Origin of the sequence: Curvibacter gracilis ATCC BAA-807, assembly GCF_000518645.1 — a bacterium.
GTDB lineage: Bacteria > Pseudomonadota > Gammaproteobacteria > Burkholderiales > Burkholderiaceae_C > Curvibacter > Curvibacter gracilis.
In genome coordinates this window covers 31,307-54,450 of sequence record NZ_JADZ01000025.1, presented here as the reverse complement: position 1 = coordinate 54,450, position 23,144 = coordinate 31,307, and the positions used below count along the sequence as shown (strand labels likewise).

The following is a 23,144-nucleotide window of genomic DNA, read 5'->3' as shown; positions in this document are numbered from 1 at the left end:
GAAGCTGTGGGCTGGCCTGGCAGAAAGCAGGCCCGAACCCCATCGCAGCTCAGACGCAGGAAGCCTCTTGCTTGGGGCAACCATCAGGCCGATCCGAGCCCGGCAGCGGGCAGCGATTGACCTCGAAAGGGGACTGCGACAGCAGGGTCGTCAACCCGCTGGAAACAATCGCGCACACCCAAAAAGCAAAGAACGCAATGGTGTACACCCCTTGGCGGGACAGCTCCACAGGCTGACCGAACCAGGTCAGGTCGTTGGGGTCAACAACGGCAAAAACCAGTATTTCAAGCACCCCTGCCACCAAAAAGGCAGGCCAGGCGATCCACATCAAGCGCTGATTCAGCATGAGGCTCTCCGGTTGTTTGAACCATCCTAGCCCCCATCCACCAAATCGGTAAGAGGCTTAACGCTTGGGCTCGGGAATATCCTGAGTCGGGGTCGCCGCATGGTTGCGCCCCTGCAGGGCCGGCATCATGGCCTTGGGGTCCACATCGGGCAGGGTGCGGTTGATCTCCACCCCTCGTTTGTAGTAATCCGCCTCGATGACGGGATCCGGGGTGCGGATGGCCAGCCACAGGGTGACAAAGCCCGCAACCACGACGATGGCAGGGCCGGAAATGATCATCCAGACATGGCCGTGGGTCCACCAGGGGCGTGGAGTCACCTCAGCGACGGGGGACTTGGAAGAGATGGAAGAGTTCATAAGACATTGCCCTCAGCGAGGTACCAGGAAAACTGACTTTTCAGACACATGGGCCCCCCCACCGGCTTCGCCGACGGCGAAGTACACAGTATGGGACCCAGGAGGAACGGCACCATAAGGAACCTGCAGGCGCACCGGCACCCAACGCGACTGGGCTGGCTCGATGACCACCTGCTGCTCGGAAGCGACCTCGATGCCCTCCAAGCCGTTGGCCTGGATCACATAGGTCTGCTCTTTTTCGGTGGCATTCATGATCTGCAGACGGTAGACGTTCTCGAGCTTGCCGCCGGACACGATGCGGGACAAGGCCGCGCGGTCACGCACGATGTCGACCTTGAGCGGGGTCCTGAGCACCAGGCTGACCAACAGCCCCACCGTGAGTGCCAGCAGCACCACCCCATACAAAATGGTGCGCGGCCGGAACACGCGCTGCACGATCTCGGGCCGCCCCCATTTGTTGGAGACTGCATTCTGAGTGGAGTAACGGATGAGCCCACGCGGGTAGTTCATCTTGTCCATCACGGTGTCGCACACATCGACGCAGGCGCCGCAGCCAATGCATTCGTACTGCAACCCTTTCCGGATGTCGATGCCGGTGGGGCAGACCTGCACGCACAGACTGCAATCCACACACGAACCCAGGCCCAGCGCCGCAGGGTCGGCCTTGCGGGAGCGTGATCCTCGCGGGTCACCCCGGGCCTCGTCGTAGGTGACGATCAGGGTGTCCTTGTCGAACATGGCGCTCTGGAACCGCGCGTAGGGGCACATGTACTTGCACACCTGCTCGCGCATGAAGCCGGCATTGCCATAGGTGGCAAAACCATAGAACAGCACCCAGAAGATCTCCCAGCCGCCCATCTGGGTGGTCAGAAATTCCATGCCCAGATCGCGGATGGGTGAAAAGTAGCCCACGAAGGTGTACCCCGTCCAGACCGACAGGGTCAGCCAGACGATGTGCTTGAAGCTTCGCTTGACGAATTTCTCGAGGCTCATGGGCGACTCGTCCAGACGAATGCGCGCCTGACGATCACCTTCGATGTGGTGCTCGATCCAGAGAAAGATTTCGGTGTAGACGGTTTGCGGACAGGCATAACCACACCAGAGCCGGCCGGCAATGGCCGTGAACAGGAACAGGGCCAGGGCCGAGATGACCAGCAAGCCCGTCAGATAGATGAAGTCCTGGGGATAGAGAACCAGGCCAAATATGAAGAAGCGGCGCGCGCCCAGATCAAACAGCACCGCCTGACGCTGCCCCCACTCCAGCCAGGGCAGGCCATAGAAAACCAATTGCGTGAAGATCACCAGCGCCCAGCGCCATTGACTGAAAAAGCCACTGACGGAGCGGGGATGGATTTTTTGCTGGGCCGCATACAAAGACACCAGCTCGGCGCTGTCATCGGTGGCAGCAACGATGGGAATGATTTTGCGACGATCGCCTGAGGTGGGTTCCAAACTGCAGTCCCCGATCAGGCCCCACAGAGGCCTCATCACGATTGAAAAGGAAAACCCGCCCGGACGTCAATCAGCGTCCGGGCGGGCGCAAGGGTCAAGCCTTACTTGGCAGCCGCAGCGGGAGCCAGATTGGACATGCCCCACACGTAGGATGCGAGCACATGGATCTGAGCTGCGGTGAGCTTCTCAGCCTGAGCAGGCATCTGGTTGGTCTTGCCATTGTTGATCATGTTGATGATCGCGGCTTCGCCGTAACCATGCAGCCAGATGTCGTCGGTCAGGTTGGCCGAGCCCAGGGCCTGGTTGCCCTTGCCGTCGGCACCGTGGCAGGCGGCGCAAGCACCGAACTTGGCCTTGCCCAGCGAAGCGCGCAGCGAGTCGTGGGGGCTGCCCGACAGACTCAGAACGTAGTTGGCCACGTTCTTCACGTCGTCAGCCGTGCCCACGGCTGCGGCCATGGGAGGCATGTTGCCGATGCGGCCACCGGTGATGGTCTCGGTGATCTTTTCGGGCGTGCCGCCATGCAGCCAGTCGCCATCGGTCAGGTTCGGGAAGCCCTTGCTGCCGCGGGCATCAGAGCCGTGGCACTGAGCGCAGTTGTTCATGAACAGACGCTCGCCAATGGCCTTGGCCTGCGGGTCCTTGGCTGCATCTTCCACAGACATGCTGGTGAAGCGTGCATACAGGGGCTCGAGTTCCTTGTTGGCCTTGGCCACTTCCTTGTCGTACTCGTTGGCGGTCGACCAGCCCAGCTTGCCGGCAAAGTCACCCAAGCCAGGGTAGAACGTGAGGTAGCCCAGACCGAAGACCACGGTGATGATGAACAGGCCCACCCACCACAGGGGCAGCGGGTTGTTCATTTCACGCAGGTCCTCATCCCAGACGTGGCCCGTGGTGTTGTCCGCCGTGGCGGCCACTTTCTTGCGGGACGCGATCCACAGCAGCAACAGGCAGGCAAGAATGCCCCCCAGCGTCACTGCCGCCACGTACACCGACCAGAAGTTGCTTTTGAAGTCACTCATGGTGCTCTCTCGTTCTGTGTTCAGTCTTGATCAAACGGAAGCTGTGCAGCCTCCTGGAAACCTGCGGCATTGCGGCGCGAGAAGGCCCACACCATGATGCCGACAAAGGTCACGAAGCAGGCCAGCGTGGCTGCAATGCGAAGTGTGGTGATGTCCATCACAGCTCCTTACTTGAGTGCGCGACCCAAGGATTGCAGGTAGGCCACGAGCGCGTCCTGTTCGGTCTTGCCCTTGACTTCGTCGCCACCGGCAGCGATCTGCTCGTCGGTGTAAGGCACGCCCACGGTGCGCAAGGCCTTCATGCGGGGAGCCACCACAGCGGGATCGATGGTGGACTTGTCCAGCCAGGAGTAAGCCGGCATGTTGGACTCGGGCACCACGTCACGTGGGTTGTTCAAGTGGATGCGATGCCATTCATCGCTGTACTTGCCACCCACACGCTGCAGGTCGGGACCGGTACGCTTGCTGCCCCATTGGAAGGGGTGGTCGTACACGAACTCGCCAGCCACCGAGTAGTGGCCATAACGCAGGGTTTCAGCGCGGAAGGGGCGGATCATCTGCGAGTGGCAGTTGTAGCAGCCTTCGCGGATGTAGATGTCACGGCCCACCAGTTGGAGGGCGGTGTAGGGCTGCACACCCTTCACCGGCTCGGTGGTCGACTTCTGGAAGAACAGAGGAACGATTTCCACCAAGCCACCGACCGCCACCACCAACAGGATCAGCACGATCATGAGGAAGTTGCTGGTTTCGATGCGCTCATGCGAGAAGGCGCCGGGAGCCGCTTGATTTGCGTTGTGTTGACTCATGGTTTTTCTCTCCTCAAGCGTGGGCGACCACTGCAGGCACCGGGGTGTCGACCGAGCGACCCGAGATGGCAGTCATCCAGGTGTTCCAGAGCATGACAATCATGCCGCCCAGGTACAGCAGACCTCCGGTCACACGGATCACGTAGAACGGGAAGGTGGCCTTGACGCCTTCAACGAAGGTGTAGGTCAGCGTGCCGTCGGCATTGATGGCGCGCCACATCAGGCCCTGCATCACACCGGCAATCCACATGGCAGCGATGTACAGCACGATGCCGATGGTGGCGGTCCAGAAGTGGACTTCAATGGCCTTCACCGAGTACATGGTCTTCTTGCCGAACAGGCGCGGGATCAGGTAGTACAGCGAACCCATGGAGATCAGACCCACCCAACCCAGAGCGCCCGAGTGCACGTGGCCCACGGTCCAGTCGGTGTAGTGGCTCAGGGCGTTGACGGTCTTGATGGACATCATCGGGCCCTCGAAGGTGCTCATGCCGTAGAACGACAGGGACACGATCAGGAAGCGCAGGACGGGGTCGTCACGCAGCTTGTGCCAGGCACCCGACAGGGTCATGATGCCGTTGATCATGCCACCCCAGCTGGGGGCCAACAGGATCAGGGAGAACACCATGCCGACCGATTGGGTCCAGTCCGGCAGAGCCGTGTAGTGCAGGTGGTGAGGACCCGCCCACATGTAGGTGAAGATCAGCGCCCAGAAGTGGACGATGGACAGGCGATACGAGTAGACCGGACGGCCTGCCTGCTTGGGGATGAAGTAATACATCATGCCCAGGAAGCCTGCGGTCAGGAAGAAGCCCACCGCGTTGTGACCATACCACCACTGCACCATGGCGTCTTGCACACCGGCATAGGCCGAGTACGACTTCATGAAGCCAGCCGGCACTTCAGCGCTGTTGACCAGGTGAAGGATCGCCACGGCAATGATGAAGGCACCGTAGAACCAGTTCGCCACATAGATGTGACGCACCTTGCGGATGCCGACCGTGCCGAAGAACACGATGGCGTAGGACACCCACACCAGCGTGATCAGGATGTCGATCGGCCATTCGAGTTCAGCGTATTCCTTGCCGGTGGTGTAACCCAGGGGCAGGCTGATGGCCGCCGCCAGAATCACCAATTGCCAGCCCCAGAACGTGAACGCGGCCAAGGGGCCCGCGAACAGACGCACCTGGCAGGTTCGCTGCACCACGTAGTAGCTGGTGGCGAACAGCGCACAACCCCCGAACGCGAAGATCACGGCGTTGGTGTGCAAGGGTCGCAAGCGACCATAACTGAGCCATGGAATGCCTAAGTTGAGTTCGGGCCAGGCGAGCTGGGCGGCGATCACGACGCCCACCAGCATGCCAACCACCCCCCAGACCACCGCCATGATTGAGAACTGCCTGACTACGGTGTCGTTGTACAGGGCAGCTTGTGTATTGGATGAATTCATCGGTTACCTCTAAGTTGCTGATCGAGTGTCAGAGCGAACGTGCACAGGTGCATTGACGTGCGTCAATCGTTCCTGAGAATCCGCTCTCCCTCCTGCTCCACGCCCTCAAATTGCCCATGGTGGATCGCCCACCAGAGCCCTCCCAGAATCAGCAGCACCAAGGCCACCGACAGCGGAATAAGCAGAAAAAGAATGTCCATCATTGGCTCCGCAAAGACAGGCTGGGCAAGGACAGGCGGGCCGCGTTGAGCACCACGATCAGCGAGCTCAAGGCCATGCCCAGGCCAGCCAGCCAGGCAGGCAACCAGCCCACCACCGCCAAAGGCACACAGATCGCGTTGTAGCCTGCCGCCCAGATCAGGTTCTGACGCACCACACGCAAGGTGCGACGGGCCAGCGCCACGGTGTAGGGCAGGCGCGACAGCTGCCCCCCCATCACCACAAAATCAGAACGGGAACGCGCCAGCGGCACCGCATTGCCGAAGGCGAAAGACACATGCGCCCCCGCGAGCACCGGGCCATCGTTGAGCCCATCGCCCACCATCGCCACATGGTGGCCCTCGCGCTGTGCTTCGCGCATGATCGTCAGCTTGTCGGCCGGGGCACAGTCACCATGGAAGCGCTCAATGCCGACCTGCCCGGCCACCCGACCGGCCGATGCTGCCCGGTCGCCCGAAAGCAAAGCCACACCCACCCCCTGCGCCTGCAGATGACGCACCGCCTCTGCAGCATCTTCACGCACGTCCTCCTGCAGGTCGAAGGTGGCCAGCCACCCTTGCTCATCGGCCAGATAGACCTGCTGGAGGTCGCCGGCACGCGCCATCTCTGCGGCGCTCAGGCGACACCAACTGGCCGAGCCCAGGCGATAGCTGACCTCGCCGTGCCCGAACAGATTGACCCGGCCTTCCAGCCCTGAGCCAGAGACCTCGCGCACGTGCTCCAGCACAACGGGCGACAGATCTTCGAGGGACAAGCCCTGCTTGTGCAGGGCCGGGCTCAAACCCGCGGCCGAATGCACCGACCGGGACACCGGATGCAGCGAATGCGCTGCCAGCCCGCGGGCCAGCCGCAGGGCAAGCCCGAGGTCAAAGCCTGGCCGCACGCGCATGGCCTGCACGGTCATGCCGTCGCGGGTCAGGGTTCCGGTCTTGTCGAACACAAATTGATCCACCTCGGCCAACGCCTCGAGCGCCTGCAGATTGCGCACCAGCACGCCTTGGCGGGCCAGGGCCCCGGCCGCAGCCAACATGGCCGCCGGCGTGGCCAGTGACAAAGCGCAAGGGCAGGTGACGATCAGCACGGCCACGGCCACCATCAAGGCCCGCCCCGGGTCCACCGACCACCACCAGGCGGCCGAGAGGGCCGCCGCCGCCAGAACAGCCAGCAGGAAAGGCCGGGCCAGCCGATCGGCCAGCAGGGCCAGGCGTGGCTTGTCCATGGAGGCGTGCTCCATCATCGTGACGATCTCTGCAAAGCGGGTATCGGCCCCCAGGCGCGCCACGCGCACCAGCACGGGCGCCGACAGGTTGTGGCTGCCCGCCGTCACCTGCGAGCCCACGGCGTGGTGCACCGGGCGCGACTCGCCGGTGAGCAAGGCCTCATCGACCAGGGTTTCGCCCTCCAGCACCTCGCCATCGGCCGGGAAGCCTTCACCCGGCAGCACGCGAACCACATCACCCACCACCAGACGGCGTACCGCGACACGCTCGAATTGGCCGTCGGCGCCGCGACGCTCCACACTGTCGGGCAGGCGGTTCATCAAGGCCTCCAGGGCGCCCGCCGTGCGATCCCTCAGGCGCAATTCCATCCAGCGCCCGGTGAGCAGAAAGAACACGAACATGGTCAGCGAGTCGTAGTAGACCTCGTGACCCAGCGGCCCGCTGGCATCGAAGGTGGCCGCCGAACTGACCACAAAGGTGACGGCCATGCCCAACGCCACCGGAAAGTCCATGCTGATGCGGCGCTGGCGCACATCGCGCCACGCATTGCGAAAGAAGGGACTGCACGAAAACAGCATCACCGGCAGGGTGAGCACCCACGAGGCCCAACGCAGCAGTTGAGCCATGTCGTCGGTCATGTCGCCCGGGCTGGCCACGTAGGCCGGCCATGCGTACATCATGACCTGCATCATGCAAAAGCCTGCCACCCCCAGACGCCACAGCGCGCGGCGCTGCTCCTGTTGGCGCAACTCCACGGTGAAGGCATCACGGGCCGGCAAAGCGCGGTAACCCGCCGCCCCGACCGCCGACATCCAGCGAGATGGGGCCACCTGCGCCGGCTGCCAGACCACGCGTGCACGGTGCGTGGCGGCGTTGACCTGAGCCTCCATGACCCCCGGCACCGCCAGCAAGGCCTGCTCGATGGTCAGGGCGCAGGCGGCACAGTGCATGCCCTCCAGCACCACCTGAGACTCCCACGGGCCCGACGCACTGGCCTCGGAAGGCGCCTCGGACGGCCCCGTGTCTTCGCATCGCCGACCGAACACCGGCCATTCCTGAGGATCGTCCAGCAGGCTCAGCCGCTCGGACTCGCGGGCTGCAGCACCACCCACCGGCTGGGCTTCCGTCGGAGACGCCAGCAGGTCAAGCGAAGATAGGGGCGCGGTGCTTGCTGAATTCATGGGCTGGAGCCTAACCGCGATTCTGTGTCACCCTCTTGATTCAGATCAAGCCCGAAATGGCGCTCGATCGCTAATCTGACCTCACTGAAGCCCAAGGAGATCCTCTCATGTACAAGCGAATTCTTGTTGCAACCGATGGTTCCAAACTGTCCCAGAAAGCCGTCAAGACCGGTATCGACCTCGCCACACTGGCGGGCGCCGAGTTGGTGGCCGTGAAGGTGGTGCCGCGTTACCCGCAAAGCTACTTCGAGGGCTCGGTTCCATTGAGCGTGGACGAAGTGGGGCGAATCGAAAAAGAATGGACCGACCATGGCCAAGCCGTGGTCGATGCCGTCAAGAAGGCCGCTGTCGAGAACGGCCTCAAGGCCAAGTCGGTGGTGGTCAAGTCCGACCTGATTGCCGAGGCCCTGCTGGCTGCCGCCAAGAAGCACAAGTGCGACCTGATCGTGATGGCTTCGCACGGTCGCAAGGGCATCAAGCGCCTGCTGCTGGGCAGCGAAACCCAGCAGGTGCTGACCCACTCCACCATCCCGGTGCTGGTTCTGCGCTGATCGGATTCCGCCTGCGCCCCGCTGGCCGTCAAGCCGGCGGGCGCCGCTGCAGGCTCAGGGATAGCTGCCTTGGCAACTGCCGGGCAGGTACTTGGCCTCGATGGTGGTGTTGCCCTTGATCGGCGTGCTGCCCTCCCGTGCGCCGCAGGCCCAGCCATGCAGTTGCGCATTACCGGCGGTGGTGCCATCCAGAGCCTCAAACACGCCCTCAGATTTGCGGATCACCGGCGTGAGGGTCAAGACGTTCTTGCCCTCCTCCAGCTTGGCAAGCGTCGCTCTTTTACCTGTGACTGCGATCTGGCCGTTCTTGTCAGTCGCCACAGACTCGACGTACTTGGTGGCTTGCGGCGGGCACCCTTCGGTAAAACGCTTGCTCAGATCCGCCTCTGGCGCAGTCTGCACCAGTTCACTCACGACCAGGCGGCACGGTGCAGCGGCCAGGATCAGCTCCGTCACCTTGGTCCGGGTGGTGTAGTCCTGGTAGGCCGGCAAGGCCACCGCAGCCATGATGCCGACGATGGCCACCACAATCATCAGCTCGATCAGCGTGAAGCCGCTTTGCGCAAGATGTCTTCTCATAGGTCCTCCTTGAAGCTGGAACCCCTCCAGAAGGCAGGCAGCCCCTGGTGTTCCAAGCGCAAGGTTGTCAAAGAGGACAGGCCGCGGGGCTCCAGGCTGTAACGGCCAGCTTGGGCTCTGCGGCTTCGCCATTCGCCGTGGGAGGCATGGCAGGTGAGATGAAATGTTGCAAGCGGCTCATCCACCCCCACGGCTCAACCGCTCACCGACCTGCCCCGAGGCAACAAGGCCCAGGCCTTGGCTTACACCCGCTGATCGTCTTTACATGGCCATGCAATGGTGGAGGATCCAGTGCCCAAAAAAAATCCCCGCACCAGGCGGGGATCAGGCAGCTCAGCTCAGAACGAGATCAATAGGTTTCGTCCAGCTGGGTCAGGATGGCCGGGTTCTCCAGCGTGCTGGTGTCCTGGGTGATGGACTCACCCTTGGCCAGGCTGCGCAGCAGACGGCGCATGATCTTGCCCGAGCGGGTCTTGGGCAGGTTCTCGCCAAAACGGATGTCCTTGGGCTTGGCGATCGGGCCGATCTCCTTGGCCACATGGTCACGCAATTGCTTGGCGATGGCCTTGGCCTCGTCACCCGTGGGGCGTGGGCGCTTCAACACCACGAAGGCGCAGATGGCCTCGCCGGTGGTGTCGTCGGGGCGGCCCACCACGGCGGCCTCGGCCACGAGTTCGGTGCAGCTGACCAGGGCCGACTCGATCTCCATGGTGCCCATGCGGTGGCCCGACACGTTCAGCACGTCGTCGATGCGACCGGTGATGGTGAAGTAGCCGGTCTTCTCGTCACGGATGGCACCGTCGCCTGCCAGGTAGTACTTGCCCTGGAAGTCGGCCGGGTAGTAGCTCTTGACGAAGCGGTCCGGATCGCCCCAGATGGTGCGGATCATCGATGGCCAAGGCTTCTTGACCACCAGGATGCCGCCCTGCCCGTTGGGCACGTCCTTGCCGGTTTCGTCCACGATCGCGGCCTGGATGCCCGGGAACGGCAGGGTGCACGAACCGGGCACCATGGGGGTCACGCCCGGCAGCGGAGTGATCATGTGGCCGCCGGTCTCGGTCTGCCAGAAGGTGTCGACGATGGGGCAGCGGCTGCCGCCCACTTCGCGGTAGTACCACTCCCAGGCGGCCGGGTTGATCGGCTCGCCCACCGAGCCCAGCAGGCGCAGGCTGCTGAGGTCATAGCTCTTGGGGTGCACGGCTGCATTGGCCTCGGCCGCCTTGATCAGCGAACGGATGGCGGTCGGTGCGGTGTAGAAGATGCTGACCTTGTGGTCCTGGATCATCTTCCAGAAGCGGCCGGCGTCCGGGTAGGTGGGCACGCCCTCGAAGACGATCTCGGTGCCGCCCAGTGCCAGGGGGCCGTAGGTGATGTAGCTGTGGCCTGTCACCCAGCCGATGTCGGCGGTGCACCAGAACACATCATCGGCCTTGAGGTCGAAGGTCCACTTGGTGGTCAGCGCTGCATGCAGCAGGTAGCCGCCGGTGGAATGCTGCACGCCCTTGGGCTTGCCGGTGGAGCCCGAGGTGTAGAGCAGGAACAAGGGGTGCTCGGCCTCGACCCATTCCGGCTCGCAGGTGGTGGACTGCTTGTCCGCCACATCCGCCATCCACAGGTCGCGGCCTGCGGTCATGGCGATGTCGGCGCCCGTGCGCTTCACCACCAACACGTGTTGAACCGATTCGCAGCCGCCCAGGGCCAGTGCCTCGTCGACGATGGCCTTCAGGGGCAGGTGCTTGCCACCGCGAACCTGCTGGTCGGCGGTGATGATGGCCTTGGCGCCGGTGTCCTGCACACGGTCACGCACCGATTGGGCCGAGAAGCCACCGAACACCACCGAGTGGATGGCGCCGATGCGGGCACAGGCCTGCATGGCGGCCACGCCGTCGATCGACATCGAGATGTAGATGATGACGCGGTCGCCCTTGCCGATGCCGATGGACTTCAGGCCATTGGCGATCTGGCTGGTCTTGGCCAGCAGATCCTTGTACGAGATCTTGGTGACCTCGCCGCCGTCGGCTTCGAAGATCAGCGCCGTCTTGTCGCCCAGGCCACGCTCGATGTTGCGGTCCAGGCAGTTGTAGGACGCGTTCAGCGTGCCGTCGGCAAACCACTTGAAGAAAGGCGCCTTGCTTTCGTCCAGCACCTGGGTGAAGGGGGTCTTCCAGGTGATCAGTTCCTTGGCGAGCCGACCCCAGTAGCCCTGGTAGTCGGTTTCGGCTTCTTTGCACAGCGCCTCGTAGGCGGCCATGCCTGACACGTGGGCGTTCTTCACGAACGCCTCGCTGGGCAGATACACGGCGGCGTTGTCGCCTGCTTGGGGGTTGGCACTCATGCTTGTCTCCTTCAATTCGATAGGGCTATTTGCGCGTAAATGTGGGCCTTCGCCCTTACAGCGCTCTGACTGGCGTCAAGCTTACAGCCGCTTAACAGCGGAGTTGCTGACATGGCCGGTATTCAGCATGGGCATTGCGTTGGATTCCCGTATCGTTTGTTACAACCTAGGCTTGGTTTCAATCGTTCAGAAAATTCAATCATGAGTTCACCCACTCCACCCAAAGCCTCGCCACTGCGCCCACTGCCCGCGCTGATCTTTGCCAGCCGCTGGCTTCAATTGCCGCTGTACCTGGGCCTGATCGCCGCCCAGGGCATCTATGTATTTCACTTCTGGGTGGAACTGGTCCACCTGATCGAAGCGGCCTTCGGCAGCCAGACGGCGCTGCAGGCACTTGTGAACGGTATTGGTTACAAGACAGGCACGGACATCCATGCCCTGAACGAAACCATCATCATGTTGGTCGTGCTGGCCTTGATCGACGTGGTCATGATTTCCAATCTGTTGATCATGGTGATCGTGGGCGGCTACGAAACCTTTGTGAGCCGCATGAACCTCGAAGGCCATCCGGACCAGCCGGAATGGCTGAGCCATGTCAACGCTTCGGTACTGAAAGTGAAGCTGGGCACGGCCATCATCGGCATCAGCTCGATCCACCTGCTCAAGACCTTCATCAACGCCGACAACTACTCCGACCGCGTGCTGATCGCCCAGACGGCGATCCACATCACCTTCCTGCTGTCGGCCCTGGCCATCGCCCTGACGGATCGGCTGATGGGCGGGCAACACGCCGACGCGCACTGAAACGAGGGCGGGCCCACCGCCCTGCCCCACTCAACCCGGCTGGGTCATGGTGGCCGGCACCACCCAGGCATCGAACTGTTCGGCGGTGACAAATCCCAAGGCCAAGGCCGCCTCGCGCAGGCTCACCCCATCGCGGTGGGCCGCCTTGGCCACCTGGGCCGCGCGGTCGTAGCCGATGTGCGGGCTCAGCGCCGTGACCAGCATGAGCGAGCGCTCCAGCAACTCGGCAATGCGCCCGCGCTGGGGCTCGATGCCCACCACGCAATGCACCCTGAAGCTGTTCATGCCGTCAGCCAAAAGACGCACACTTTGCAAAAAGTTGTGGGCCGCCATGGGCCGGAAAACATTGAGCTCGAAATTGCCGCTGGCCCCCCCCAGGTTGATGGCCACGTCATTGCCCATGACCTGGGCCGCCAGCATGGTGAGGGCTTCGCACTGGGTGGGGTTGACCTTGCCCGGCATGATGGATGAGCCCGGCTCGTTCTCGGGCAGGGCAATCTCGCCGATGCCACAGCGCGGCCCGCTGGCCAGCCAGCGCAGGTCGTTGGCAATCTTCATGAGGCTGGCCGCCAGCGTCTTGAGCGCGCCATGGGCGTGCACGATGCCGTCCATCGAGGCCAGGGCTTCAAACTTGTTCGGTGCCGTCACAAAGGGCAGGCCCGTCAAACCGGCCAGTTCGTCCGCAACGGCCTGTGCGTAGCCTGGCGGCGCGTTCAGCCCGGTGCCCACCGCCGTTCCGCCCAGCGCCAACTCGTACAAATGCGGCAGCGCGTCGCGCAGGTGGCGCTCGGCATGCAGCAGTTGCGCAGCGTAGCCCGAGAACTCCTGGCCCAGCGTGAGCGGGGTGGCGTCTTGCAGGTGGGTGCGTCCGATCTTCACGATGTCGGCAAACGCCTGCGCCTGCTCGCTGAACACGGTCTGCAACTGCAGCAGCGCCGGCAGCAGCCGATGGGTCAGCCCGTCCACCGCGGCCACGTGCATGGCGGTGGGAAACACATCGTTGGAAGACTGGCTGCAGTTCACCTCGTCGTTCGGGTGCACCAGCCGCCCCTGCCCGCGCGGCCCGCCCAGCAACTCGCTGGCCCGGTTGGCCAACACCTCGTTGAGGTTCATGTTGGTCTGCGTGCCCGAGCCGGTCTGCCAGACCACCAGCGGAAACTGGTCGTCGTGCCGCCCTTCCAGCACCTCTTCGGCCGCCGCGATGATGGCCATGGCTTTGGGGGACGGCAGCAGCCCCAGGCGCTGGTTGACATAGGCACAGGCCCGCTTGACCTGGGCCAGCGCCATGATGAGCTCGCGCGGCTGGCGCTCGCCTGAAATGGCAAAGTTCTGCAGCGATCGCTGGGTCTGCGCGCCCCACAGGCGATCGGCCTGAACGTCAATGGGTCCAAAGGAGTCGACTTCGATGCGAGTTGACATGACGCGACCTCGGGTTGTTTCAACCTGTCAAAATACCGCCTGCCCGTGATTCGGGCAAGCTGCTGACGTGCCCGGCTTTCGCGCTCACCCCTGGGATAATCGCGCGGGACCGCCAGACGGCCAGCCCTCACCGGATCCCGCATTGTCCCTTCCAGCCCACGAAGAACCATGACCACCATCAAGCAAAGCGACCTCATCGACTCCATCGCCGGGGCCCTGCAGTACATCAGCTACTACCACCCCACCGACTACATCGCCCACCTGGCCCGCGCCTACGAGCGCGAGCAAAGCCCGGCGGCCAAGGATGCGATCGCTCAGATCCTGACCAACAGCAAGCTCAGCGCCACGGGTCAACGACCGATCTGCCAGGACACCGGCATCGTGAACGTGTTCCTGAAAGTGGGCATGGACGTGCGCTGGGAAGGTTTCACCGGCAGCCTGGACGACGCCATCAACGAAGGCGTGCGCCGCGGCTACAACCACCCCGACAACACGCTGCGCGCTTCGGTGGTGGCTGACCCCCAGTTCGCGCGCAAGAACACCAAGGACAACACCCCGGCCGTGATCTTTGCCGAGATCGTGCCCGGCAACACCGTCGAAGTGACCGTGGCCGCCAAGGGCGGTGGCAGCGAGAACAAGAGCAAGATGGTCATGCTCAACCCTGGCGACAGCGTGGTCGACTGGGTGCTCAAGACCGTGCCCACCATGGGCGCCGGCTGGTGCCCGCCGGGCATGCTGGGCATCGGCATCGGCGGCACCGCTGAAAAAGCCGTGCTGATGGCCAAGGAAAGCCTGATGGACGACCTGGACATGTACGAGCTGCAAGCCAAGGCCGCCAAGGGCGAGAAGCTGACCCAGGTCGAAGAACTGCGCCTGGAGTTGTTCGACAAGGTCAACGCCTTGGGCATCGGCGCCCAGGGCCTGGGTGGCCTGACCACCGTGCTGGACATCAAGATCAAGATGTACCCCACCCACGCCGCCAGCAAGCCCGTGGCCATGATCCCCAACTGCGCCGCCACCCGCCACGCCCACTTCGTGCTGGACGGCTCGGGCCCGGTCTACCTCGATCCGCCCAGCCTGGACTTGTGGCCCAACGTGGACTGGACCCCCGACTACAACAAGAGCCGCAAGGTCGACCTGAACACCCTGACCCCGGCCGAAGTCGCCAGCTGGAAGCCCGGCGACACCCTGCTGCTCAACGGCAAGATGCTGACTGGCCGCGATGCCGCCCACAAGCGCATCCAGGACATGCTGGCCAAGGGCGAGAAGCTGCCGGTCGACTTCACCAACCGCGTGATCTACTACGTGGGCCCGGTCGACCCAGTAAAGGACGAGGCCGTCGGCCCGGCCGGCCCCACCACCGCCACCCGCATGGACGGCTTCACTGAAATGATGCTGGCCCAGACCGGCCTGATCGCCATGGTGGGCAAGGCCGAGCGTGGCCCGGTCGCCATCGAGGCCATCAAGAAGCACAAGTCGGCCTACCTGATGGCCGTCGGCGGCGCCGCCTACCTCGTGTCCAAGGCCATCAAGGCCGCCAAGGTGGTCGGTTTTGCTGATCTGGGCATGGAGGCCATCTACGAATTCGACGTGGTGGACATGCCCGTGACCGTGGCCGTGGATGCCGGCGGCACCAGCGCCCACATCACCGGCCCGGCCGAGTGGCAAAAGCGCATCGCCACAGGCGAGTTCAAGGGCATCGCGGTCGCGGGTGCCTGACAGCCGCAAGTGGGTGCCGGGCCGCAGGGGCTGGCACTCACCCGGAGTCAGCCCCTCCTCGCGAGGGTCTGACCTGCACCCTTGGTTCATCCATGTTGAACTCCCCTCTGCAGGCGCCTGACGCAGGTGCCTCGGGCCCCATCGGGGTCTTTGACAGTGGCATTGGCGGCCTGAGCATCCTCAAGGCCTTGCGCCAACGCATGCCACGGGAAGACTTCATCTACATCGCTGACAGTGGCCACGCCCCCTACGGTGAACGTGGCGATGAGTTTGTCCGCGAACGATCCCGCTTCTTGACACAAACCCTGGTCGATCAGGGTGCCAAGGCTGTTGTCGTGGCCTGCAACACCGCCACTGCCGCAGCCGTGCAGGAACTGCGATTGCACTGGCCCCATCTTCCGTTGATCGGGGTCGAGCCTGCACTGAAGCCGGCGGCCCTGCAAACCCGTACTGGCCACATCACCGTTCTGGCCACCCGGGGCACCCTCAACAGCGCCAAGTTCCAACAACTGCTTGCTCAACAAGCGCCTGAGCTGGACATACGCTGCCAGCCTTGCGATGGCTTGGCCGATGCCATCGAGAACCTGGACGACCGCCAAATTGCCCACTATTGCCGGCACTACCTGGACCAGACCGGACCTTGGCTCAACGCGCCCTCCGCACCGGACACCCTCGTGCTGGGATGCACCCACTACCCCCTGGTGCTGCAGCAGTGGCTTTCAGAATTGCCGCCTCACGTGACCGTGCTGGACACGGGCGCACCGGTCGCCGAACAGACGCATCGGCGGCTGCTGCAGATCGGGCAACTGCGCCAGCCCGACCTTGCGGAGCCAGTTGAGCCGACCGGTCTGGTCCGTTGGTACACCACAGGCAAGGTCGAGCACCTGGAACGCGCCGTTCAGCATTGGCTGCCGGAGGCCTCCGGGCCCTGCCAGCCCCTCCCCAAACGATGAAAGCCGGCACAAGGCCGGCTTTCTATCTGATTCAGACCGCGAAAAGGCGATCAGGCCTTCTTGGCGTAAGCACTGCACCAGCCTTTGGTGGCCACTTGCTTGCCGGCAAACAGCGGGCAGCCACCGGCAGCGTCAGAGGCCTTGCCCTGGAACAGGGCGCAGCTGCCGCAATGGTCGCCGGCAGCGTACTTGGGGAACTTGGTCTTGTCGACCTTGGTGGCATCCGCCTTGTAGCCCAGGGCCGCGGCCTGCGGATCGTTCTCAGCCACCAGCGGAGCGGCAGCGCGAACAGAGGAAGCGGCCAGCACGAAGCCGGTACCAGCACTCAGTTGGAAGAAGAATTGACGACGATTGGACATGGCAAACCTCAGGTGGGGAGAGTCTTGTTTGTAAAACGCCAGCGCCTTGCGAAGCTGGCAAGGCATTGTGAACCGCCCCCGGGCAGCCCACCTTGAGCCAAAGCAAGACCAAGCACCAACCCCGGTCAATTTCTGGACCACCTGCCTCACAGGCTTGCCCGGCGGCAAGCTGATCAGGCCGACGCCGAATCCGGCAAGCCCCACAGCCGGGCGCCCCCGGCCTCCAGATGGGTCAGGTACAGACGCACATCCAATTCAAGCTGGTGGTAGGCCGGCTCCAGGTGCTCACACAGGCGATAGAACGCCTTGTTGTGCTCGCGCTCGCGCAGGTGGGCCAACTCGTGAACCACGATCATGCTGAGGAATGGCGCGGGGGCGTCCTTGAACAAGGCGCCAATCCGGATTTCATGCTGCGCCTTGAGTCGCCCACCCTGCACGCGAGAGCTGATGGTGTGCAAGCCCAACGCGTTGCGCACCACATGGATCTTGCTGTCATACACCACCCGGTCCAGCCGCGGCGTCTGTCGCAGGTGCTCCTGGCGCAGCGCCTCGACATGGCGATACAAGGCGCCATCGGTGCGCAGGCCGTGCGGCGTGGGGTAGCGTTCCATCAACCATTCGGGCAAGCGCCCCGAGGCCAGCAGGCGGGCGGCCTGCTGCTGCAATGACTCGGGATAGGCCGCCAGGTACTTGGAAGCAGAAACGGCAGCAGACAGGGCCTCGGTCACAGCACCCTCACCCGACCCTGAACCACACGCGCCTTCACTCAGTGCAGATGGCGCGGCCTGCGGCCACCACCGTGCCCGGAGCCCCCCCGAACCACGCGGCGGACGGCCGATCTCGAGCGAGTTGACCAGGTCATCAAAGCGCTGCGAGAACAGCTTGTCGATCTCGGCAACCACACCACCCAGCTCGGAGCCGTCGAAGTGGCGCTCCATCATGTTCACGACATCCTGCACCAGCAGATCACGCTGCACCTGCATGATGGCGGCCGGGTTGGGGCCCACGAACAGCATCAGAAAATCATCGCGCGACTCGGCGCCACGGTCTTCTTCCTCTTCGTCAAACTCGGCGTCGTAGAAGGTGACTTCGATCGCGGCACCCAGCTCGGAAATCTCGTTGAGATTCATGCACATCTCGTCCAGCGACTGGCGGAAATCCTCGTCGCCGCGCACCGTCCAGCACATCTGCAGCAGATGCTCCTTGGGGTCGAACTTGATCCCGGGCTCCTCGTCGTAGGCGCTGGTCGCCCCATCGGCCAAGGAACGCGCGCCGGCGTAGTGCCACAGGGGCTTCAGGGCCTCTTGCAACTGGTCAAACTGGACATCACCACGCAACTGCACCTGACCGTGTACGTGGATTTCAAAGGGGGCGTTGTAACTTGACATGATTCAATGGTAATAGTGCCCCGAAACAGACCCATCGGGTCCGAACCTGATTGGCGAATGGTCCTGGCTAGGGGGGGAACCACTGGCTGAGCGCCAAGCAGACCTGCACCCATTTTGGCACGGCGTCAGACCGACGAAAGGCATTTGAGAGACCGAAGCAGGCCCCAATCGCGCACTTTGCGTGCTGCAAACAAGGCCCGACGAGCCAGCAACAGCCCGCGTACGACCTGGGTTCGAACCCAAAAAAACCCGTTCCGCCTTGCAGCGCGCGGGTTTTGAGGTGGTGTGAGATGGCTTGAAAGCCAAATTTGGTGCCCCGAGCCGGGGTCGAACCGGCACGCCCCTTTTACGGAAAGCGGCGGATTTTAAGTCCGCAGTGTCTACCAATTTCACCATCGGGGCACACCGCTCAAGCCAAGGGGCTGCGGGTGAGCAGTTCGCGGCCTGATCGGTTCAGGCGCGCATCATAACGCGACCCGGCACAGCCCGTGGCTGCCACACGGGCAACAAAAAAGGGAAGCCTGGGCTTCCCTTTTTCTAATTTGGAGCGGGAAAAGAGTCTCGAACTCTCGACCTCAACCTTGGCAAGGTTGCGCTCTACCAACTGAGCTATTCCCGCATATTTTTCACCGTGTCTGCAGTTCAACTTGTTGCCCTGCGTATCCAGCGAAGCCTCGAATTATACATATTTTTTGCCCAGCTCAAGACAGTCCCAAAAAGTTTTCATGGCCCCACGATCGGCAGGTGCTGGCGACAAGCCCAAGCGAATTCCACGATACTCATCGCCCAAGCAGACCCTCGAAGCCATCATGAAAATTGCCACCTGGAACGTCAACTCCCTCTCGGTCCGACTGCCGCAAGTGCTGGACTGGCTCAGTACCCACCCGGTGGACGCCCTGTGCCTGCAGGAACTCAAGCTGAGCGATGACAAGTTCCCGGCCGCTGCGCTGCAGGAGGCCGGCTACCACAGTGCCTTCATGGGCCAGAAGACCTACAACGGCGTGGCCATCCTGAGCCGCACGCCAGTCACCGAGGTGGTGAAGAACATCCCGGGCTTTGCCGACGAGCAGTCACGCGTGATTGCCGGCACGCTGCACACCGACACCGGTCCGGTGCGCCTGGTCAATGGCTACTTCGTGAATGGGCAAGAGCCCGGCTCCGACAAATTCGACTACAAGATGCGCTGGCTGCAGGCGCTGCAGGACTGGCTCCAGGAGCAGCTCCAAAGCCACCCGCGCCTGGTGCTGGTGGGCGACTTCAACATCACCGCCGATGACCGCGACACCTGGGACCCCGAAGGCCTGCGCGAGACCATCCACCACACCACAGCCGAGCGCGATCATTTCAAGGCCTTGCTGGCGCTGGGTCTGCACGATGCCTTCCGCCTGTTTGATCAGGCTGAGAAAAGCTACTCGTGGTGGGATTACCGCGACTTTGCCTTCCGCCGCAACCGCGGCCTGCGCATCGACTACACCCTGGTCAGCGATGCGCTCAAGCCCCTGGTCAGCGCCTGCGAGATCGACCGGGCCACGCGCAAGAACGAACGCCCCAGCGATCACGCACCAGTGATCGTGACCCTCTGATCACCGGCAGGAAGGCAGGCCGTCGGCCCGCCTTCCTCAGACCGGGATTCACTCCAGGCCCAGTTCCTGGATCTTGCGGGTGATGGTGTTGCGGCCGATGCCCAGTTTCTGAGCCGCCTCGATGCGACGGCCCCGCGTGTTGGCCAGCGCCGTGAGGATCAGCTTGGACTCGAAGCGGCGGGTCAGCTCGTCCCACACATCGTGGCGACCGCTGGCCAGCAACTCCAGGGCCTCGAGCTCCAGGCCCTGCTCCCAGGCGGCCGAGCGCCCCAGGCCGGCGACCGGCAAGGCGGCAGACTCGCCACGCCCGGCGTCCGCCAGCGCCATGTCCGAGGCCGGGATCGCAATTGGCTGGGCCAGCACCGAGGCCGGCAACACGGTCGCAGCCGGCGAGACCAACGCCGCGGTCTGCTCGGCCACCGGCTCTTGCTCCAGCACCGGCGCCGCGGGGTGGAAACTGGTGCTGTTGATGGCACCGGATGCGCCTTGCATGCCCAGCACTTCAGGCGGCAGGTCCTTGGCCTCGATCACCTGGGCCGGCGCCATCACCGTGAGCCAGTGGCAGATGTTCTCCAGCTGCCGCACGTTGCCCGGAAAGTTGAAGGCGCCCAACTGGGCCAGGGCGTTGTCGGCAATGCGCTTGGGCTCCACGCCGAGCTGCTTGGCGCTTTGCTGCAAGAAGTGCCGGGTCAGCATCGGCACGTCTTCCTTGCGCTCGCGCAGCGCCGGCAGACGCAGGCGGATCACGTTGAGGCGGTGGAACAAATCCTCGCGGAACACGCCGTCTTTGACGCGCTGCTCCAGATCCTGGTGGGTGGCCGCAATCACGCGCACATTGGCCTTGACGGCGTTGTGCCCACCCACTCGGTAGAAGTGCCCGTCCGACAGCACACGCAGCAGGCGCGTCTGCAGATCAAAAGGCATGTCGCCGATTTCATCGAGGAACAGCGTGCCCCCCTCGGCCTGCTCGAAGCGGCCGCGGCGCATGGTCTGCGCGCCCGTGAAAGCACCGCGCTCATGGCCGAACAGCTCCGACTCCAGCAGATCCTTGGGGATGGCCGCCGTGTTGATGGCCACAAACGGGCCATTGGCGCGCGGTGAATGCTTGTGCAGCGCCCGGGCCACCAGCTCTTTGCCGGAACCCGACTCGCCGGTGATCATCACCGTCACATTGCTCTGGCTGAGCCGGCCGATGGCGCGGAACACGTCCTGCATGGCAGGCGCCTGGCCCAGCATCTCGGGCGTGGCGGCCATGCGCTCTTCGGCCACCTCTTCGCGCTGGCTTTCCTCCACCGCGCGGCGGATCAGCTCCACCGCCTTGGGCAGGTCAAAGGGCTTGGGCAGGTATTCAAACGCGCCGCCCTGGAAGGCCGACACGGCGCTGTCCAGGTCCGAGAAGGCGGTCATGATGATGACCGGCAAACCCGGATGGCGCTCCTTCACCTTGGCCAGCAGATCCAGGCCCGAGCCGCCGGGCATGCGGATGTCACTCACCAGAACCTGAGGCCCCTGGTTGTCGACGTCTTCGTCACCGATCTCATCGAGTGCTGCCAGCACCTCGCGGGGGTTGGTGAAGCTGCGGGTGGGCAGCTCCTCCCGCAACAGCGCTTTTTCGAGCACAAAGCGGATCGATTGATCGTCATCTACTATCCAGATCGGCTTCATGTGCAAATACCACCTCAGGTCAAATTGTTGTCAATCACACTCAGGGCAACGGAATCAACATCTTGAAGTCCGTCCTCCCTGGCACGCTATCGCACTCGATCAAGCCGTGGTGTTGCTGAACAAAGGTTTGCGCCAAAGTCAGCCCCAGCCCTGAACCACCATCCCTGCCCGACACCAGCGGGTAAAAGATGCGGTCCTTGATCGAGTCCGGCACGCCGGGCCCGTTGTCGATGACATGCAATTCCAATGCCAATCGGTAGCGTTGTTTGCCAAAAGTAACCTGTCGCGCAATCCGCGAGCGGAAAGTGATTTGCGCATCGCCCGCAGCCACCCGATCGGCCAAGGCCTGGGCCGCGTTGTGGGCGATGTTGAGCACCGCCTGGATGAGCTGTTCGCGGTCACCGCGGAACTCAGGGATCGAGGTGTCGTAGTCGCGGATCACCCGCAGGCCGCGCGGAAACTCCGCCAGGATCAGCGAGCGCACGCGCTCGCACACCTCGTGGATGTTCACGTCGCCCACCACATGCGGGCGCCGGTGCGGTGCCAGCAGGCGGTCCACCAGGGTCTGCAGCCGATCGGCCTCGTGGATGATGACCTGGGTGTATTCGATCAGGTCACGTGACTCGATCTCCATCTGCAGCAACTGCGCCGCGCCCCGGATACCGCCCAGCGGGTTCTTGATCTCATGGGCCAGGTTGCGGATCAGCTCCTTGTTGGCCTGGGCCTGGTCGATCAGGCGCTCCTCGCGGTCCTGCCGGGCCTGCTGCTCCAGGGGCAGCAACTCGATGATCACCTCGCCCGGCTGATCGGTCTGGGCCACGATCACGTGCACCAGCACCGGGTCGTGGGTGAAGCGCTTCAGCCAGGCGTCATAGCGCAGCGCGGCAAACTCATTGCTGCCCGCGCCGTCCAGGGCATTGCGCAGGATCTGGGGCTCCGAGAAGAAGTCGGCAAACTGCGAACCTTCGATGGTGCGGCGCGAGGTGCCGATGGCGTCCTCCAGGGCCGCATTGGCAAACACCACCGTGCCATCGATGCGGACCACCGCCACCAGCGTGGCCAGCAGGTCGTAGGCATGAAAGGCTTCCGCGACCGGGTCTGTGAGGGTGAGCCGGTTCATTTGAGGCGCGCGATTTCACGCTTGATACCGGCCACATCGGCCTCGGCACGCGTCACGGCCTCTTTGAGCGCCGCCACCCGATCCAGGTACTTCTGGTAGTTCTTGGCCTCACCGCCCTGCTTCTCGGGTTCGCCGTTGTTGTATTCCTTTTGCAGCTCGGCCAGCCGTGCCTCGGCCTTGCGCAGCTCAGACTCCAGAATGGCGCGCGCATCGGCGTCACGCGCCTTCTGCTCACTGTTGTCCACCTTGGGCGAGCCTGCGGGCGCGGTGACCACCTTGGAGGCATCACCGCCGGCGGGGGCCTGGGCGGCCGGCCGGGTGCCCGGCACCACGGTCACATTGCCGCCCTCGATCAGCTTGCATTCCTTGGCGCGGTTGGCCGGGACCGTGTTGGTGTATTCATTGCCGCAACGGTAGATGCGGTCTTGCGCCATGGCGGCGCTGCAGATCAGGGTCAGCAGGGAAATCAGTACAGCGTGTTTCATACATCCAGTTCAGCACCCCATCGGGCGGCGAGCCAAGTATCTCCGAATCGGCTTGTGAGGCAAAGGCAAAGCCCCGACACGCCACCAACCAGGCAGCCTGCAAGAAAAAAGGGCAGCCGAAGCTGCCCTTT

General features: G+C 63.5%; 22 protein-coding genes, 2 tRNA genes and 1 pseudogene. 5 read left to right on the top strand and 20 right to left on the bottom strand.

All coding sequences use genetic code 11. The features are described 5' to 3' along the window. Nucleotides 1-49: 49 nt before the first annotated feature. The 9 genes from L880_RS0118445 to L880_RS32845 all read right to left on the bottom strand — a co-directional run bounded on the left by L880_RS0118445 (nucleotide 50) and on the right by L880_RS32845 (nucleotide 8,053). Nucleotides 50-346, bottom strand: a complete 297-nt coding sequence (locus L880_RS0118445) for a hypothetical protein (protein WP_027476921.1) — start codon at nucleotides 344-346, stop codon at nucleotides 50-52. Nucleotides 347-403: 57 nt separating this feature from the next. Next, nucleotides 404-703 carry a FixH family protein gene (locus tag L880_RS0118440; protein WP_211245339.1) on the bottom strand — a complete coding sequence of 100 codons (300 nt, stop codon included), beginning with the start codon at nucleotides 701-703 and terminating at the stop codon, nucleotides 404-406. Nucleotides 704-715: 12 nt separating this feature from the next. Beyond that, the gene (gene ccoG, locus L880_RS0118435; RefSeq protein ID WP_027476919.1) at nucleotides 716-2,155 is read right to left on the bottom strand and encodes a cytochrome c oxidase accessory protein CcoG; all 1,440 of its coding nucleotides are present in this window, start codon (nucleotides 2,153-2,155) and stop codon (nucleotides 716-718) included. A gap of 101 nt (nucleotides 2,156-2,256) precedes the next feature. After that, nucleotides 2,257-3,177 carry a cytochrome-c oxidase, cbb3-type subunit III gene (gene ccoP, locus L880_RS0118430; protein ID WP_027476918.1) on the bottom strand — a complete coding sequence of 307 codons (921 nt, stop codon included), beginning with the start codon at nucleotides 3,175-3,177 and terminating at the stop codon, nucleotides 2,257-2,259. Nucleotides 3,178-3,197: 20 nt separating this feature from the next. Continuing rightward, entirely contained in the window at nucleotides 3,198-3,335 is a 138-nt protein-coding gene (locus L880_RS0118425) for a cbb3-type cytochrome oxidase subunit 3 (protein WP_027476917.1), read from the bottom strand. A gap of 9 nt (nucleotides 3,336-3,344) precedes the next feature. After that, nucleotides 3,345-3,983 (bottom strand): cytochrome-c oxidase, cbb3-type subunit II, encoded by a 639-nt coding sequence (gene ccoO, locus L880_RS0118420; protein ID WP_019573067.1) that lies wholly within the window; start codon nucleotides 3,981-3,983, stop codon nucleotides 3,345-3,347. A 13-nt stretch (nucleotides 3,984-3,996) separates the two neighbouring features. Further along, nucleotides 3,997-5,433, bottom strand: coding sequence for a cytochrome-c oxidase, cbb3-type subunit I (gene ccoN / locus L880_RS0118415; protein WP_027476916.1), 1,437 nt, complete (start codon nucleotides 5,431-5,433; stop codon nucleotides 3,997-3,999). 62 nt (nucleotides 5,434-5,495) lie between these two features. Then, nucleotides 5,496-5,633, bottom strand: a complete 138-nt coding sequence (gene ccoS / locus L880_RS0118410) for a cbb3-type cytochrome oxidase assembly protein CcoS (RefSeq protein WP_027476915.1) — start codon at nucleotides 5,631-5,633, stop codon at nucleotides 5,496-5,498. Continuing rightward, nucleotides 5,633-8,053: a heavy metal translocating P-type ATPase gene (locus tag L880_RS32845; protein ID WP_043329902.1), complete on the bottom strand. Its 2,421-nt coding sequence runs from the start codon at nucleotides 8,051-8,053 to the stop codon at nucleotides 5,633-5,635. The genes ccoS and L880_RS32845 overlap by 1 nt, the downstream gene beginning before the upstream one ends. 107 nt (nucleotides 8,054-8,160) lie before the next feature. Between L880_RS32845 and L880_RS0118400 the strand changes: the two genes are divergently transcribed. Next, nucleotides 8,161-8,604 carry a universal stress protein gene (locus tag L880_RS0118400; RefSeq protein ID WP_027476914.1) on the top strand — a complete coding sequence of 148 codons (444 nt, stop codon included), beginning with the start codon at nucleotides 8,161-8,163 and terminating at the stop codon, nucleotides 8,602-8,604. Between the two features lie 54 nt (nucleotides 8,605-8,658). On the opposite strand, the gene L880_RS0118395 is transcribed toward L880_RS0118400, so the two are convergent. Next, on the bottom strand, nucleotides 8,659-9,183 hold the full coding sequence (locus tag L880_RS0118395; RefSeq protein WP_027476913.1) for a pilin: 525 nt from the start codon (nucleotides 9,181-9,183) through the stop codon (nucleotides 8,659-8,661). Between the two features lie 349 nt (nucleotides 9,184-9,532). Beyond that, on the bottom strand, nucleotides 9,533-11,518 hold the full coding sequence (gene acs, locus L880_RS0118390) for an acetate--CoA ligase (protein ID WP_027476912.1): 1,986 nt from the start codon (nucleotides 11,516-11,518) through the stop codon (nucleotides 9,533-9,535). A gap of 201 nt (nucleotides 11,519-11,719) precedes the next feature. Between acs and L880_RS0118385 the strand changes: the two genes are divergently transcribed. After that, the gene (locus L880_RS0118385) at nucleotides 11,720-12,322 is read left to right on the top strand and encodes a YqhA family protein (protein WP_027476911.1); all 603 of its coding nucleotides are present in this window, start codon (nucleotides 11,720-11,722) and stop codon (nucleotides 12,320-12,322) included. 30 nt (nucleotides 12,323-12,352) lie between these two features. On the opposite strand, the gene fumC is transcribed toward L880_RS0118385, so the two are convergent. After that, a complete protein-coding gene (gene fumC, locus L880_RS0118380) occupies nucleotides 12,353-13,741 on the bottom strand; it encodes a class II fumarate hydratase (RefSeq protein WP_027476910.1) in 1,389 nt (462 codons plus the stop codon). A 168-nt stretch (nucleotides 13,742-13,909) separates the two neighbouring features. Between fumC and L880_RS0118375 the strand changes: the two genes are divergently transcribed. Beyond that, nucleotides 13,910-15,460, top strand: a complete 1,551-nt coding sequence (locus L880_RS0118375) for a fumarate hydratase (protein ID WP_027476909.1) — start codon at nucleotides 13,910-13,912, stop codon at nucleotides 15,458-15,460. 92 nt (nucleotides 15,461-15,552) lie between these two features. After that, nucleotides 15,553-16,413: a glutamate racemase gene (gene murI, locus L880_RS0118370; protein ID WP_027476908.1), complete on the top strand. Its 861-nt coding sequence runs from the start codon at nucleotides 15,553-15,555 to the stop codon at nucleotides 16,411-16,413. 50 nt (nucleotides 16,414-16,463) lie between these two features. On the opposite strand, the gene L880_RS0118365 is transcribed toward murI, so the two are convergent. The 5 genes and pseudogenes from L880_RS0118365 to L880_RS0118345 all read right to left on the bottom strand — a co-directional run bounded on the left by L880_RS0118365 (nucleotide 16,464) and on the right by L880_RS0118345 (nucleotide 18,779). Then, nucleotides 16,464-16,772, bottom strand: a complete 309-nt coding sequence (locus L880_RS0118365; RefSeq protein ID WP_027476907.1) for a high-potential iron-sulfur protein — start codon at nucleotides 16,770-16,772, stop codon at nucleotides 16,464-16,466. Nucleotides 16,773-16,945: 173 nt separating this feature from the next. Beyond that, on the bottom strand, nucleotides 16,946-17,383 hold the full coding sequence (locus tag L880_RS0118360) for a YgjP-like metallopeptidase domain-containing protein (protein WP_342669180.1): 438 nt from the start codon (nucleotides 17,381-17,383) through the stop codon (nucleotides 16,946-16,948). A gap of 155 nt (nucleotides 17,384-17,538) precedes the next feature. Then, a pseudogene (locus tag L880_RS32840) lies at nucleotides 17,539-18,160 on the bottom strand (DUF6806 family protein). Between the two features lie 309 nt (nucleotides 18,161-18,469). Continuing rightward, nucleotides 18,470-18,562 (bottom strand) — tRNA-Leu (locus L880_RS0118350). 141 nt (nucleotides 18,563-18,703) lie between these two features. Further along, nucleotides 18,704-18,779 (bottom strand) — tRNA-Gly (locus tag L880_RS0118345). Between the two features lie 190 nt (nucleotides 18,780-18,969). Here L880_RS0118345 and xth point away from each other — a divergent pair. After that, the gene (gene xth / locus L880_RS0118340) at nucleotides 18,970-19,743 is read left to right on the top strand and encodes an exodeoxyribonuclease III (protein ID WP_027476905.1); all 774 of its coding nucleotides are present in this window, start codon (nucleotides 18,970-18,972) and stop codon (nucleotides 19,741-19,743) included. A gap of 48 nt (nucleotides 19,744-19,791) precedes the next feature. Here xth and ntrC read toward each other — a convergent pair whose 3' ends face one another. Genes ntrC through L880_RS0118325 form a run of 3 tightly spaced genes read right to left on the bottom strand, consistent with a single transcriptional unit; the run spans nucleotide 19,792 to nucleotide 23,013 of the window. After that, complete coding sequence (ntrC, locus tag L880_RS0118335) at nucleotides 19,792-21,408, bottom strand: nitrogen regulation protein NR(I) (RefSeq protein ID WP_027476904.1); 1,617 nt, start codon at nucleotides 21,406-21,408, stop codon at nucleotides 19,792-19,794. Nucleotides 21,409-21,448: 40 nt separating this feature from the next. Further along, on the bottom strand, nucleotides 21,449-22,528 hold the full coding sequence (gene glnL / locus L880_RS0118330; RefSeq protein WP_027476903.1) for a nitrogen regulation protein NR(II): 1,080 nt from the start codon (nucleotides 22,526-22,528) through the stop codon (nucleotides 21,449-21,451). After that, nucleotides 22,525-23,013 carry a hypothetical protein gene (locus L880_RS0118325; protein WP_027476902.1) on the bottom strand — a complete coding sequence of 163 codons (489 nt, stop codon included), beginning with the start codon at nucleotides 23,011-23,013 and terminating at the stop codon, nucleotides 22,525-22,527. The genes glnL and L880_RS0118325 overlap by 4 nt, the downstream gene beginning before the upstream one ends. Nucleotides 23,014-23,144 lie beyond the last annotated feature (131 nt).